We start from the raw sequence: 14,506 nt of genomic DNA, 5'->3' as shown, positions 1-14,506 counted from the left end.
ACCGCTCACGTCTCGCCCAGGACCTTCTTCACGACGGCCAGCACGTCCTCGGCCCGGAAGGGCTTGACGATGAAGTCCGAGGCACCCGCCTCGATGGCCTCCATCACCAGGCTCTCCTGCCCCAGCGCCGAGCACATGATGACCACCGCGCTGCTGTCCGCCTTGATGATCTCACGCGTGGCCTCGATGCCGCTCTTGAACGGCATGACGATGTCCATCGTCGTGAGGTCGGGCTTGAGCTCCTTGTACTTCTCCACGGCCTCCAGGCCGTTGGCCGCCTCGCCGACGACCTCGAACCCCCCAGACGCAAAGATGTCCTTGATCATGTTGCGCATGAAGATGGCATCGTCGACGACCAGGACCCGCTTAGCCATGTGAAGAACTCCGCCTCCGAATCGCCTGAGGAGCGCGGACACTAGCATCCGCGCTTTCCAGGGGGCTACTCACTTGGAATGGGTGAACAAGGCAACCACCGCGGCGTCCAACCCTTCCGGGTCCAGGACCGTTACCCCCAGGCCACCCAGCCTGGCGACGCCCCGGATGGCAGGCGTCAACTTCCCTGGCGCCGTGCTCACCCGCTCCACCGCTTCGATGCCGTCTACGTCCGTGACCAACAGTCCCAGGTCCCTTCTCCCACGGTCCAACAGGACCACGCGTCCGGGAGGGGTAGGACCCTCGGGAAGACTCAAAAGCTGGCGCAGCTCTACCACCGTCACGACCCGGCCGCGCAGATTCATTACGCCTGTAATCGCTGGCGGGGCGCGCGGCACGCGGGTGAAGCGCTCGGGAGGCACGACGACCTCCCGCACCGCCGAGAGCGGCAGCCCGTAACGCTCCTTCTCCACCCGGAAGATGACGTGCCGCACAGGAGTAACGTTCTATCCGCTCTGAAATGACCGGCCCGCTCACCGCCGCTTCGACCGGGGCGCGACCGCCGCGCCACGCTTCGCCGTGGACGTCTTCGTCTTCGCGCCGGCCCGCACCGCGGGACCTTTGCGCGCCGGGGCCTGCTTCGCCACGGATTTCTTACCGGCCGCCGACTTCCCCGCTGCGGGCTTCTTCCCGTCCGGGGCACGCTTCATCGCCGCGCCGCGCCGTACACCGGCCACGGGCTTCGCGGCTCCGGCCGGGGCCTTCCCGCCGCCAGCAGCCGCAGCCGCCAGCAGCGCCTTGAGCACCTTCTGCGGCGCCACGGCGCGAAAGCTCTCGTGAATCCACTGGGACAGCAGCCCGATGGGGACCTCGCTGCCCGGCTTGAAGCGCGAGGACACCCAGCCACTCTTGCCCAGGCCGTAGCCGGTGGGCTCGGTGAAGGGCAGCGTGAGCGCGGCCTCATGGGACTCGGGGAGCTTGGTGGTGACCCCCAGCCCGTCGTTGTCCAGCGCGAGGATGACGAACATCTTCCCCTTCACCTTGGCCGTGCGGTGGCCCCAGGGGAACTCCTCGGTCGTCTCCGGGAGCGCGAGCATCACGCCGCGCAGATGGTCCTCGGCGGCCTTCAGCTTCGCGTCGACGTTGTCCGCGGGCGTCTGGCTCATGAGCCCAGGCGGAAGCTGCGCACGACGCTCTGCAGCTCGACGGAGAGGTTGGTCAGCTCGCTGGCCAGCGACGTCATGCGCGACACGGCGGCCGTCTGCTCCTGGATGACGGCCTGGATGGCCTCCGTGGAGGAGGCGTTGTTGCGCGCCACCAGCTTGATCTCCTCGATGGCCTTCACCATCTCCTCGCTGCCCTTGAGCTGCTCACGGGCGCTCTCGGAGATGAGGTGCACCTTCTCCGAGCCCTTCCGGATGGTGTCGGTGATGGCGCCCATGGAGCGCACGATGTTGGTCAGGTCCTCGCGGCCCTCGGCCAGCTCCGCGATGCCTTCCTTCATGGCGCTCACGACGGAGGTGGACTGGCCGGAGATGTCGCGCGCCAGCTTCGAAATCTGCTCGGCGGAACGGCCCGCGCTCTCGGCCAGCTTACGGACCTCGTCGGCGACCACCGCGAAGCCGCGGCCGTACTCACCCGCGCGCGCCGCTTCAATCGTCGCGTTGAGCGCGAGCAGGTTCGTCTGCTGCGCCACCTGCGTAATCGCGTCGACGATCTTGGAGATTTCCTGCGTCTTCTCCCCGAAGGCGAACACCTGCTGGCTGGCGGACTCGATGCGGTTGAAGACCTTCTTCACCTTGTCGCCGGCCAGCCGGGCCGCCTTGGAGCCGTCCTCGGCCGCGCTGCTGGTCTCCGCCGTCGTCCGCGCCGCGTCCTCGGCGCTGGCCGTGGTGCGCTGGATGCTGCCGGCCATCTCGGTGATGACCTTCGACGCCTTGGACACCAACTGCGACTGCGACTCGGCGCCGCCAGCGATCTTCTCCATCGACGAGCCCACCTCCTCGGTGGAGCCGTTGACGTTCTCCGCCGAGCGCTGGAGGTCGATGGCCGTGTCGGCCACGCTCTTCGCCGTCTCCTGAATCTTGCCCACCAGCTCGCGCAGGTTCTCCTGCATGCGGGTGATGGCGCCCGTCAGCTCGTCGATTTCGTCGCGCGTGCTGCCGCCCTCGGCGGCCACCGGCTTGGACAGGTCGCCCTGCGAGATTTCATACGCGGAGCGGCTGAGCACCTTCACGCGGGTGACGCGCGCCAGCAGCGACGGCAGCAGCGCCGCGGCCGCGCCGGTGATGAAGATGGCGACGCCCACGCGGGTGATGTCCTTCCACACCGCGGGCCCGGGGCTGAGCTGGTGGAAGAGGACGTCCGACGCGTACATCCACACCGTGAGCAGCAGGCCCAGCACCACGTAGCCGTTGAGAATCTTCCGGTGCAGGGAGACCTCGCGGGTCGCGCGAGGGCTGTCCACGGCGCGCAGCAGTCGCTGCAGGGGCTCGCGGCGGGGAGTGTGTCCGGGGACTGTGTCGTCGCGGAGGGGACGGCGCACGGGTTGCTTTCGGGGGATGAGAAGCGCCTTCGGGTTTAGCCTTGCTGCACCGCAGGGTCAATCCATCGGCCGCGGCCGGAAGTGGTCGAACCCTTCGGGTGGTGGGAGAACGCGGCCTGTCCCATCCCGGCTCACCCACCCGCGCCCCTCTGTGAAGTGGCCAATGCGGGTGATGGCGTGCCCGCCCGTAGCGCACGCGCGCTCGAATGCCCGGCCGCGTGACGGGGGACGGCCAGGAGCAGCTCGTAGTCCTCCCCCCCCGCGAGCGCGCCCTCGGGCCCCAGCGCCTTGCGCACCGCCGCCGACAGCGGCAGCCGCGCCAGCTCCAGCTCCGCCCGCACGCCCGAGGCGGTGCAGAGATGACCCAGGTCTTGTGCAAGGCCGTCGGAAACATCCAGCGCGGCGGACGCGTAACGGGCTGCCACCCGGCCCAACGCCACGCGGGGCTCGGGGCGGCGCTGGCGGCGCACGGCGGCGCCCCGGCGCAGGCCCTCGCGAAGCTGCGCGAGCCCCAGGCGCGCGTCGCCCAGTGTGCCGGACACGTAGAGCAGGTCCCCGGGCCGGGCCCCCGCGCGGGTGAGGGGCGCGCGCGACAGCTCGCCCGCGGCGGTGATGGTGACGGACAGCTCGCGCGCGGAGGTGAAGTTGCCGCCCACCAGCGCGATTTTGTGCGCGGTGGCCAGGGCGGCCATGCCCCGCGCGAGCCCCGCCAGCTCCCGCGCCGGATAGTCCCGAGGCAGCGCCAGCGCGCAGACGAACCAGCGCGGCGTGGCCCCCATGGACGCCAGGTCCGACAGGTTCACCGCCAGCGCCTTGTGGCCAATGTCCGCCGGGGAGAACGCGGCGCGGGTGAAGTGCACGTCCTCCACCACCGCGTCCGTGGTGACGCACTGCGCCCCGCGCTGAGGCGCCAGCACCGCGCAGTCATCTCCCGGCCCCACGGGCACCCGCGCGCGGGGAAGTGCGCGAGGAACCGGCGGATGAAGTCGAACTCACCAAGCATGGGGGCGAACAAATCCCAGACGCGCTGTCAGGGCAATGACACTTTTCGGCACTTGGGGGCGAGGCACATTTTCGCACCAATCCAAGACAACTTAGGAATTGGGTTTTCCTTCCCCCGGGGGCCATGAATGTCGAAGATTGGCGAGCGTCTGCCTTCTGTTGCCACGCCCAAAACCAAGACAGAGGCAACGGGACCGGGCGCGAAAGCCGTCAGTCCCCAGCAGTGGGTGGACCTGCTCGGCGGCCTGATTCCGACGCAAAGCGTAACCAAGGCGGCCCCCGCGAGCACGTTCTCCGCCCAGGCCCCGGGGACCACGACCGCCTCGCATCCGGCTTTCGGCAAGGAAATCCTGCCCTCCGCCCTGGGCCCGCTCACGGATGAGCGCATGGCGCGCTGCATCGTCGACGCCTACAAGGAGATCTACCGGGGCGACCGCTTGCCGAACGGCCCCGAGCGCTCCAAGTGGATGGACTTCGCGCGGAAGATGCGCGCCGAGAACCCGAAGGTCACCGCGGATGACATCCGCTACGCCATCCAGGACAAGCTCCGCCTGGAGCGGGACGGGCTGGACGCCCACTCGAAGGAGAACACCGACCGGTTCATCCGGGACGCCGTCTCGTGGGTCGCCCGCTGCTACGAAGACAAGCAGCACGAAGCCACGCCCGCGGAGATGCAGCACTGGCGCGCCTTCGCCGAGGACCTGCTGAAGAAGAACCCGAAGATGACGCCGGAGGCGCTCAAGTACGCCATCATCGACGCCGTCCGGGCGAAGGTGATGGGGACGGACTCCATCACGCAGGAGAACATCGACAAGTACATCAAGGACTCCGTCAAGTGGGTGACCCGCTGCTACGAGGGCAAGGAGCGCGAAGCCACGCCCGCGGAGATGACGGAGTGGCGCGCCTTCGCCCAGAAGCAGATAAAGGAGAACAAGGACATCTCCCCCGAGGAGCTCCGCCTCGCCATCGCCGACACGATGCGCGAGAAGATGACCGGGACGGGCGCGGCGACGCCGATGAACATCGACAAGTTCATCGACGATGCCGTGAAGTGGGTGTCCCTCTGCTACGAGGGCCAGGAGCGCCGCCCCACCGCCGCGGAGCTGGGGCACTGGCGCGACTTCGCCCGGAAGCTCCAGAAGGAGAATCCGGACATCAAGCCCGAGGAGCTTCGGCTCGCCATCAGTGAGGCCGTGCGCGTGAAGGTGACGGGCATGGACAACACGGGCAGCGCCAACATCGACCGCTTCATCCATGACGCCGTCAAGTGGGTGACCCTTTGCTACGACGGCAAGGAGCGCGCGGCCACCCCCGAGGAGCTGCGGAAGTGGCGCGCCTTCGCCAATGAAAAGAAGAAGGAGAACAAGGACATCTCCCCCGAGGAGCTCCGCCTCGCCATCCAGGACGCGATTCGCAGCGAGAAGATGGGGACGGACGGCCCTCCGGGAGAGAACGTCGAGCGCTTCATCCGGGAGGCCTACGCCTGGCTGGTCCAGACCCACTACGGCTACGTCAGCGACCAGCCGAACGGACCCACACAGCGCGAGCTGGAGGCCTGGGCGAAGTTCGCCCGCGACAAGCTGAAGGAGACGCCCGAGATGTCGAGCGAGGACCTCCGGCACTACATCCTGGACAGCCTCCGCACCGCGCTGGCCAACCAGTGACAGCCGCGGCCGCCCCGCGCTCGCGGCTCACAGCGAGCGCAGGAAGGCCACCAGGGCCTCGCGCTCCGTCGCGTCCAGGGCCTTGAAGCCCTCACGTGCGCGGGCGCCTTCGCCGCCGTGCCAGAGGATGGCCTCCTCGAAGCTGCGCGCCCGGCCGTCGTGCAGCATGCGCACCTGACGGTTCACCGTCTCCAGCAGGCCCAGGCCCCACAGCGGCGGCGTGCGCCACTCGGAGCCGCTCGCCTCTCCGTCGGGCCGGCCGTCCGCCAGCTCCGGGCCCATGTCGTGCAGCAACAGGTCCGTGTACGGCCGGATGCGCTGGTTCGACAGCTCCGAGATGTCCTTCACCTCGCCCGTGGTGAACTCCCCGTGGTGACACGCCGCGCAGCCCACCTGCTGGAAGAGCGCCTGCCCCATCACCACCGCGGGCTCGGTGACATCGCGGCGCGCGGGGGGCGCAATCAACCGGAGGTAGAGCAGCGCCTGTTCGAGCTGGTGTTCCGGCAACGCCGGGCCACCAGCCTCGGCGGGCCGCGCCTTGCACGGGGCCTGCTTTGGCGTGCAGTTGCGCTCGGGATAGAGCGCGGTCGTCATTCCCAGGTCTTCCGAGAAGGCGCTCGCGACCTGCTGCTCCAACGTGGGCTGGTTGGCCTTCCAGCCGTAGCGGCCCAGGCGCACCTTGCCATCCCGGACGCTGACGACGCGGTTGGGACGGCCGGAGATGCCATCCCCATCACGGTCCTCAGCATCCGCCAGCGCCTCGATGGCGGCATCGGGAATCGCCTCCAGCAGGCCCAGCCCGAACACGGGTGAAGGGATGCGGGGCGACAGCATCGTCTTCGGAGAGAGCCGCCTGTAGCCCAGCTTCGCCAGGTGATAGCGCGGCTTGCGCAGCGTGTACGGCGTCCCGTCCGCGTACGTCCCCTTCACCACGGAATAGCGCACCTCGACCGAGCCTTCGGGCACGACGCCTGGAATGGCCCGGTCATGGAGCTGCCCACCGTAGATGGGTTCATGCCGGCCCGAAGGGGCGTCCTTCGTCGGCACGCTCAAGCGCACGAGGAGCGGCGCCTCCGTGCCCAGCTCGCGCAAGGGGCGGCCTCGCCCATCCTTGAAGTGGCATGAGCCACACCCGGTGGCGTTCGAGAAGGGCCCGGCGATGACCTCGGGCTGGTCGTACCAGTTCCGCATGAACACCGCCTTGCCGGCGAGCATGTCCATCCAGCGAACCTTCTGGAGGTTCGCCAGGGCACGGCCATAGGCGTTGGGGGTGACATCGAAGATGGTCGTGGCTCCGCCCGAGAGCGCGGGGTCCTGGACCACGGACTCCGCCAGCGCCGAGCGAACAGGACCGACCGCGAGCACCAAGGCCAGCGGCCACCACATCGTCATCGAGGGCACATGGGAAGGAAGGTGGGACGACATGGCTCGCCTCGACGGAAACGGCTGGAAGCAGGACCTGAGCCCTGCTTCCAACCCGGTGAGAGAAACGTCCGCGCCGCTACTTCGAGGCGGCGGGGATGACGCTCTCGCTGACCATCCGCAGCGTGCGTGCCGTGCTCTGGACGTGGATCTCGTCGAAGCCCAGGTACGGGTAGCTCGTGGGCCCACGGACTTCCTCGGTCAGGACAATCTCGTCACCCTCGACCTCGCGGCCATCCATCAACATGACACGCCCATAGGCGACATCGAAGCGCCACTGGCACACGGCATCGGGCAGGGTGCGGAAGGTGCCCTGACACGGATTGCGGCAATAGTTGCAGCTCCCGTAGCCGCGGTCTGCACAGTCGTACTCGCACATTTGCTGGGTTTGATACTGCGGACGGCAGTAGGGCTGAATGGGACCCGGTTCCAGAGGCTCCTGCCCACCGATGGTCCCGTTGCGGATGCCACCCACGGCCGCCTGCAACCGGCCCCGCTGGTAGACCAGCACGGAGTAGGTCGTGGACTCGCCCGCCCCGGTGAAGCTGCCGGCATACGTCCGCTCCTTGCCTCGAGTCTCCACGGACGCCGTGCTCGTCACCGAGCCCTCTGACACGGAGGAGAACAGCATCCGGTTCTCATCGGCGTCGCTCTCGCTGAAGAACCCCGCCGTCCAACTGGTCGCGAGCCCCGTGTAGATGAGCACCCCACCCTTGCCGCTGGCGTCGTCACTGACGACCTTGAGACCTTCGTCGGAGACGCTCACCTGGGCATTGCCAATCCCACAGTGATTGAGACCCTTGAACTCCACGCACTCCTGCGCCTGGGCCTGCGCGAAAGGCAAGGTGAAGGCGAAGACGGCGGCCCACAGCGTGTTGTTGTACTGGCGAAGCAGACGCATCTGACGGCTCCTGTCATTCATGGGAAATCCATGAAGGCCCGCGCCGCTCTTCAATGCCCATGCCAGGGATTCTCAACCTCTGAGAGACTATGAGGTTTGTAACAGGCGCCGTCACAAACCTGTCATGACACGTGACATCAACAGACACACTGCGTACCAGGTCAGCCATTTCGAAGCTCCGCGTCCTGCAGCGCCGGCCCCAAGACGTACGACGCGCCGCATCCGGTTGACAGCGCCCACCTCGCGCGAAGGCGTGGTACTGACGCCCATCAAATGCCGGGACACTGGACATCTGAAGCCTCGTTCGTCGACGCCTGCGTCGGCCTCAACCGCGCCGTCTGCGTGGCAGTCGTCGATGACGAACTCGCCGCGAAGCGTGTTCCATTCACCAAAGGAGCCGTGTTCCATCAAGGCAATTGGCTCGACGCCGGCGCGTTGAAGTGGGACGCGATCGCGGTCACGCGCTGCCAGACCCCGATTCCGCAGTATGCGATCGTCTCGGTCAACGGTCAGGTGCAGTTGGTCGGCAGCGGCGACATGCACGAAGAGCAGGTGCAGGACGGCGACGCCAGCCCGCCCCAAAACGGCATGCTGCGCGACGCCCGCGCCATCGCCGGCGTGCTCCATGTGTGCGGCATGAATCGGCAGGTCTATCGTCGCGAGGGGCGAGACCAGTGGCGCCATCTCTCCTTGGAGCTCGCCCCGGCGAGCGGCGTCTTCGGCTTCGAAGCGATGGACGGATTTGCCCTGGACGAGCTGTACGCGGTCGGTTGGGAGGGCGAGCTCTGGTCATTCGACGGCGCGCGGTGGCGGCAACACGACGTCGGCACCCAAGCCATTCTGCTCGACGTGGTGTGCGCGGGCGACGGCCAGGTTTACGCCATCGGCCGAGGCGGCCAGTTGATTGTCGGGAGGGGGGCGCAATGGCAGACGCGCGACCTGGAGCTCCCACACGAGCTCTGCAGCCTGGCGTGGTTCCGCGACCGGCTGTACGCGTGCTCGACGGGTGAGCTCTACGTCTGGGACGGCACACGCTTCCAGGTGCACGCGTTCGACGGCGACCGCCCAGGAACCTTGCAGTACCTGAGCGTTGGCGAGAGCGGCCTGTGCGCCGTCGGCCCGAAGGACCTGTTCCTCTACGACGGCGAGGCCTGGACGCGGATCGACTGACAGGCCGCCACGGGACAGCCGCGCGGCGGAGCGGTCGAGGCCCGCCCCCGCCGCGACGCTCCGCGCTAGCGCAGCGCCGTGAGGGCCGCGCCGACCTTCGCCACCGTCACCGACACGGGCGTCGTCACCTCCGGAGCGAAGATGGCCACGCGAAGCTCCTCGAAGGACCACCGCAGCTCCTCCGCCGCCGCCTGGTCACGCACGGTGGCGCGCCTGGCGAGGAAGGTCTCCCACAGCGGGGTGAAGGGCGCGGCCTTCCCTGCGTCCTTGGCGGGGTTCATCACCGCACGCGACAGCCGGGCCTGCACCGCGCGGAGATAGCGCGGGTAGTGCATCAGGCGCGCGAAGGGAATCCACTCGATGAGGTTCGCGGGGAACAGGTGCCCGAGCTGCGCGCGGATGTCTTTCACGGCCGCCGAGCCGCTCGGCCCCTTGGATGCCGTCTTGAGTGCGGCGAGCGTCGCGGAGAGCTCCGCGGTGGTGACAACGACGGCGTTCGCCCAGTCCCGAGCTGCCTGCTCGATGCGCGGTGAGCCCTCTCGGACCAGCGCATCGAAGGCCGCCTTCGTGCGGGGCAGTGGCGCACCCGGCGCGAGCTTGAACGCCTCGTCGACGCCGCGTGCGAGGACGAGCGCCCGGAAGGCGTCGGCCTGGCCCCGCGCGGGCGGCGCGCCATCCAGCGACGGAAATGGAAGCGGCATGCGCGCGGCGCTGACAGCCACATGCCCGCGCGCGGCGAGCATCAGGAGCCGGCGGACCCCGGTGCGCGTGGCCGTCTCGGCGGCGGGGGCTGTTTCAAGCAGCACCAGGTCCACGGTGGCGCCCCGGTCGACCAGCGCGGGATAACTGCGGACGTCGAGCCCGCCGACCCGCCGGGTGACCACGGAGGGCAGCTCACCGAAGCTCCAGGCGGTCAGCCCCTTGCGCTCCCAGTCCGACGTCGGCGCCACGCTGCGCAGCGCCGCCCGGGCATGTCCACCGTGCTGCTTGAGCAGCGCGTCGGCGTCGCGGCTCCGCGCGAGTTCCTTTCCCCGCTCGTCGAGCACCCGGAGCGTGATGCGCAGGTAAGGCACCACGGCATCGGCCCGGAACGACGCCTCGGTCACGTCCACGCCGCACAGGCGGGACACCGCGCGCGCGAGCGCTGGAATCAGCGGCCCGCGGAAGGGCACGAGCTCCTTTTCGAGCGTGTCGACCAGGTCCGGCAACGGCCCTAGCTGCTTGCGCTGGGCGCGGGGAAGCTGTTCGAGCAGCGCGGTGAGCTTCTCCCGCTGCCACCCGGGGATGGTCCAGTCGAGCTCCCCCGGGACCAACTGGGCGAGCAGCAGCAGCGGCACGCTCAGGGTGATGCCGTCGTCCTCGGCCGAGGGGTCGAAGGTGTACGTCACCGGCACGGACGCGCCGTGCAGGGCGATGGCGTCCGGGTAGTGCGCCGGGGACAGGTCCGGGTCGTGCGAGAGGGCATCCTCCATGGAGAGGACGAGCACGTGGGGGTCGGCCGCCTCGGCCTTGCGGCGCCAGACCTCGAAGCCCGCTCCGTCCGTCACGTCCGCCGGGACGCGCTGGTCGAAGAACGTCAGCAGCGCCTCGCTGTCGAGCAGCTCGCTGCGCCGGGCCTTGTCCCGCAGGCGCGCCACGCGTTCGAGCACCTGGCGGTTCTTCTCCTGGAACGCCCCCCGGGTGCGGTACTCGCCGCGCACCAGGGCATGCTCGAGGAACATCAGCCGTGCCTGGGCGGGGTCCATGCCGGCCAGAATCACGGGGCGCTCCTTGAAGACCTGGAGCCCGAAGAGGGTCGCGTTCTCCTTCACCATGGCGCGCGCGGACTTCTCCGACCAGTACGGTTCGGAGTAGCTGCGCTTGAGCAGGTGGGGGGCCGCCGCCGCGAGCCACTCCGGGTCGAGCTTCGCCACGGTGCGCGCGAACAACTGGGACGTCTCCACCAGCTCGAACGCCATCACCCAGGCCGGGGGCTTCTTCGCGAGCGCCGACGAGGGGTGAACCATGAAGCGCGTCTGCTTCGCGCCCGTGAAGTAGCGCTGCTCCGGATTCCACTGGCCGATGCGGGACAGGAGCCCGGTGAGGAGCGCCTGGTGCAGGACGTCCCCTTTCGCCGGAACGCCCCGGCCCTTGCGCGACAGGCGCAGCTCGCGAACGGTCTCCTCGAGCTGACGCTGGACGTCCCGCCACTCGCGCACCCGCAGGAAGGACAGGAAGTTGTCGCGGCACACGCGCCGCAGATGGGACGTCCCCCGGCCCTCGGCTTCGCGCACGAATGCCCACAACTTGAGGAGCCCCGTGAAGTCCGAGTGCTCGTCACGGAAGCGCCGGTGCAGCTCGTCCGCCTTCTGCGCGAGCTCCCGTGGCCGCTCGCGCGGGTCCTGGAGGTTGAGCGCCGCGGCGACGATGAGCACCTCGTCCAGACACCCGTACTCGGCGCCGGCGAGAATCATCCGCGCGATGCGCGGGTCCACCGGGAAGCGCGCGAGCTGATGCCCGAGCGGCGTCAAGGTGCGCTCCTTGCCCTCGATGGCCCCCAGCTCCTCGAGCACCCGCCAGCCCTCGGCGATGGCCCTCGGCTGGGGCGGGTCGAGGAAGGGGAAGTCCTCGACGTCACCGAGGCCGAGCGACTTCATCCGCAGGATGACCCCCGCGAGCCCGGTGCGCTTGATTTCCGGGTCGGTGAAGGCGGACCGCGTGGTGAAGCTCACCTCGTCGTAGAGGCGCACGCAGATTCCCTCGCGCACGCGCCCGCAGCGCCCCTTGCGCTGGTCGGCGCTGGCCTGGGAGACCGGCTCGATGTGCAGGCGCGTGGTGCCCGAGCGGGGGTCGTAGCGCGACAGGCGCGCCACCCCCGTGTCCACGACGTACACGATGCCCGGGATGGTGACGGACGTCTCCGCGACGTTGGTGGCGAGGATGACCCGGCGCTCGGGGATGGTGGCGAAGACGCGCGACTGCTCGGAGGCCGACAGGCGCGCGTACAGGGGCTGCACCACCGTGCCGCGCAGCTCGCGCGCGTTCAGCGCGTTCTCGGCCTCGCGAATCTCCCGCTCCCCGGGGAGGAACACGAGGACGTCGCCGTCCGGGTCGAGCGAGAGCACGTTCGCCACCGCATCGGCGACGGAGTCAGCAAGCTCGGTGTCCTCGGGGGGCGGCTCGTAGAGCACGTCCACCGGAAAGGTCCGGCCCTCCACCTGGATGACCGGAGCCCCTCCGAAGAACTGCGAGAAGCGCTCGGTCTCGATGGTGGCCGAACTCACCACCACCTTGAGGTCGGGGCGCCTGGGAAGGATGCGCTTGAGCCACCCGAGCAGGAAGTCGATGGTGAGGCTGCGCTCGTGGGCCTCGTCGAGCACAATCGTGTCGTAGCGGCGCAGCAGCGGGTCGCTGTGAATCTGCGCGAGCAGGACACCGTCGGTCATGAACTTCACGGCGGTCTGCCGGGTCGAGCGGTCCTCGAAGCGAATCTGGTAGCCAACGTCCGTGCCCAGCTCCGTGCCCACCTCGCGGGCCACGCGCGCCGCCACGCTCGTCGCGGCGATGCGCCGTGGCTGGGTGACGCCAATCTGGCGCGGCCGGCCTCGCCCCATGGCGAGCAGGATTTTCGGCAACTGCGTCGTCTTCCCCGAGCCGGTCGCCCCCGCGACGATGACCACCTGATGGGCAGAAATGGCCGCGGTGATGTCCTCCACCCGGCTCGAGATGGGGAGCTCGGGGGGGAAGCGCAGGGTGGGCAAGCCGCCGGGGGTGGGAACGGGTGAGTCGCCGGACATGGCAGCAGGAACTAACACTGAAGCGCACGCTCCGCCCCTGACGAATCGTGTGGGCACCCGCGGGCCCGGCATTCCTGGGCGATTCTCCCTGCACGCCAGGCAGGCAACAGCCCTGGGCCCACATCGGGAGGGCTCACGGGCCCCTCGAGGAAGGACCCACAGGCTGACGCGGCCCCTCCGAGGGCGAACCTGACGGACTCCCCTGGCGTCATGGCCCCAGACACGGACTCAAAGCGAGCGCAGGAAGGTCACCAGGGCCTCGCGCTCGGTCGCGTCCAGGGCCTTGAAGCCCTCACGCGCGCGGGCCCCCTCGCCGCCGTGCCAGAGGATGGCCTCCTCGAAGCTGCGCGCCCGGCCGTCGTGCAGCATGCGCACCTGACGGTTCACTGTCTCCAGCAGGCCCAGGCCCCACAGCGGCGGCGTGCGCCACTCGGAGCCGCTCGCCTCTCCGTCGGGCCGGCCGTCCGCAAGCTCCGGGCCCATGTCGTGCAGCAGCAGGTCCGTGTACGGCCGGATGCGCTGGTTCGACAGCTCCGGGATGTCCTGAACCTCGCCCGTGGTGAACTCTCGCTGGTGGCACGCCGAGCAGCCCACCTGCTGGAAGAGCGCCTCCCCCTTCACCACCGCGGGCTCGGTGACATCGCGGCGCGCGGGCACACCGATGAGCCGTAGGTACAGGGTGGTCCGCTCCACCGTGTGCCCAGACAACGCGGGTGCCTGTGCCGCCGCGCCCGTCAGGCACTGCGCCTGCTTCGGCGTGCAGTTGCTCTCAGGGTAGTGGGATGAGGTCAACCCCATGTCCTCCGAGTAGGCGCTCGCGACCTGCTGCTCCAGCGTAGGCTGATTGGCTTTCCATCCGTAGCGGCCCAGGCGCGTCTTTCCATCGCGGACGCTGATCACTCGGTTGGGGCGGCCGGAGATACCATCCCCATCGCGGTCCTCGGCATCCGCCAGGGCTTCGATGGCGGCATCGGGAATCGCCTCCAGCAGGCCCAGCCCGAACACCGGCGAGGAGATGCGAGGCGACAGCATCGTCTTCGGCGAGAGCCGCCCGTACCCCAGGTTGGCGATGCGATAGCGCGGCTTTCGCAACGTGTAGGGCGTCCCGTCCGCGTACGTCCCCTTCACCTCCGCGTAGGTCACTTGAACCGTGCCCTCCGGAGCGACTCCCGCCGCGCCCCGGTCGTTGAGCTGCACGCCGTAGACGGGCTCGGGGCGTCCCCCCGGGGCATCCGGCGAAGGCACGCTCAGCCGGACGAGCAGCGGCGCCTCGGCGCCCACGTCGGGCGGAGGACGGCCACGGCCATCCTTGAAGTGACAGGCGCCACAGTGGGTGGCGTTCGTGAGCGCTCCCGGCAACCTCGCGTCATGCTCGGCCCAGTCCCGCATGAACAGCAGCTTGCCCTCGCGCATCGAGTACCAGCGCGACGGCGCGAGGTTCCCCAGCGCCCGGCCAAAGGCGTTGTGGGAGGCGTCGAACACCGTCGTGTCGCCCCCCGCCAGGGCCGGGTCCTCCACGCCCGCGGGCGCCTCCGTGACGGTGGCCTGCGCCATGGACTCTTGCCGAGGTCCCCCCGCCGTGAGCAGCAGGGCCGACAACCACCACAATGCCTTCATGGGAACGCTCTGGGGAGAAGGGGCGCGAGCTCGAAAC

Annotated in this window: 10 protein-coding genes and 1 pseudogene; 2 read left to right on the top strand and 9 right to left on the bottom strand. The window is 69.2% G+C overall.

Annotated elements, in window-relative coordinates:
* Positions 1-5: 5 nt before the first annotated feature.
* From A176_RS00955 to thiL, 5 genes and pseudogenes are all read right to left on the bottom strand, one after another.
* On the bottom strand, positions 6-374 hold the full coding sequence (locus A176_RS00955) for a response regulator (protein WP_011556618.1): 369 nt from the start codon (positions 372-374) through the stop codon (positions 6-8).
* A 69-nt stretch (positions 375-443) separates the two neighbouring features.
* Positions 444-866 (bottom strand): chemotaxis protein CheW, encoded by a 423-nt coding sequence (locus A176_RS00950; protein WP_002633364.1) that lies wholly within the window; start codon positions 864-866, stop codon positions 444-446.
* A gap of 39 nt (positions 867-905) precedes the next feature.
* A complete protein-coding gene (locus A176_RS00945; protein ID WP_002633365.1) occupies positions 906-1,538 on the bottom strand; it encodes an MmcQ/YjbR family DNA-binding protein in 633 nt (210 codons plus the stop codon).
* Complete coding sequence (locus A176_RS00940) at positions 1,535-2,917, bottom strand: methyl-accepting chemotaxis protein (protein WP_021781438.1); 1,383 nt, start codon at positions 2,915-2,917, stop codon at positions 1,535-1,537. The genes A176_RS00945 and A176_RS00940 overlap by 4 nt, the downstream gene beginning before the upstream one ends.
* 57 nt (positions 2,918-2,974) lie before the next feature.
* A pseudogene (thiL, locus tag A176_RS00935) lies at positions 2,975-3,920 on the bottom strand (thiamine-phosphate kinase).
* A gap of 127 nt (positions 3,921-4,047) precedes the next feature.
* Between thiL and A176_RS00930 the strand changes: the two are divergent.
* On the top strand, positions 4,048-5,583 hold the full coding sequence (locus A176_RS00930; RefSeq protein ID WP_002633369.1) for a hypothetical protein: 1,536 nt from the start codon (positions 4,048-4,050) through the stop codon (positions 5,581-5,583).
* Positions 5,584-5,610: 27 nt separating this feature from the next.
* Here the strand turns inward: A176_RS00930 and A176_RS00925 are convergent, their stop codons facing one another.
* Both A176_RS00925 and A176_RS00920 read right to left on the bottom strand, forming a co-directional pair.
* Positions 5,611-7,008 (bottom strand): di-heme oxidoreductase family protein, encoded by a 1,398-nt coding sequence (locus A176_RS00925; protein WP_002633370.1) that lies wholly within the window; start codon positions 7,006-7,008, stop codon positions 5,611-5,613.
* A 76-nt stretch (positions 7,009-7,084) separates the two neighbouring features.
* Positions 7,085-7,906, bottom strand: coding sequence for a hypothetical protein (locus A176_RS00920; protein WP_002633371.1), 822 nt, complete (start codon positions 7,904-7,906; stop codon positions 7,085-7,087).
* A 273-nt stretch (positions 7,907-8,179) separates the two neighbouring features.
* On the opposite strand from A176_RS00920, the gene A176_RS37730 reads away from it, so the two are divergent.
* On the top strand, positions 8,180-9,076 hold the full coding sequence (locus A176_RS37730) for a hypothetical protein (protein WP_049872215.1): 897 nt from the start codon (positions 8,180-8,182) through the stop codon (positions 9,074-9,076).
* Between the two features lie 65 nt (positions 9,077-9,141).
* Here the strand turns inward: A176_RS37730 and hrpA are convergent, their stop codons facing one another.
* On the bottom strand, positions 9,142-12,852 hold the full coding sequence (gene hrpA / locus A176_RS00910; protein ID WP_044890539.1) for an ATP-dependent RNA helicase HrpA: 3,711 nt from the start codon (positions 12,850-12,852) through the stop codon (positions 9,142-9,144).
* Between the two features lie 228 nt (positions 12,853-13,080).
* Positions 13,081-14,469 (bottom strand): di-heme oxidoreductase family protein, encoded by a 1,389-nt coding sequence (locus tag A176_RS00905; protein WP_002633374.1) that lies wholly within the window; start codon positions 14,467-14,469, stop codon positions 13,081-13,083.
* Positions 14,470-14,506: the final 37 nt, after the last annotated feature.

It is taken from the genome of Myxococcus hansupus, assembly GCF_000280925.3.
Taxonomy (GTDB): Bacteria; Myxococcota; Myxococcia; order Myxococcales; family Myxococcaceae; genus Myxococcus; species Myxococcus hansupus.
Note: the sequence above shows the minus strand (reverse complement) of the source record. Positions and strands in the feature narration are given on the sequence as shown.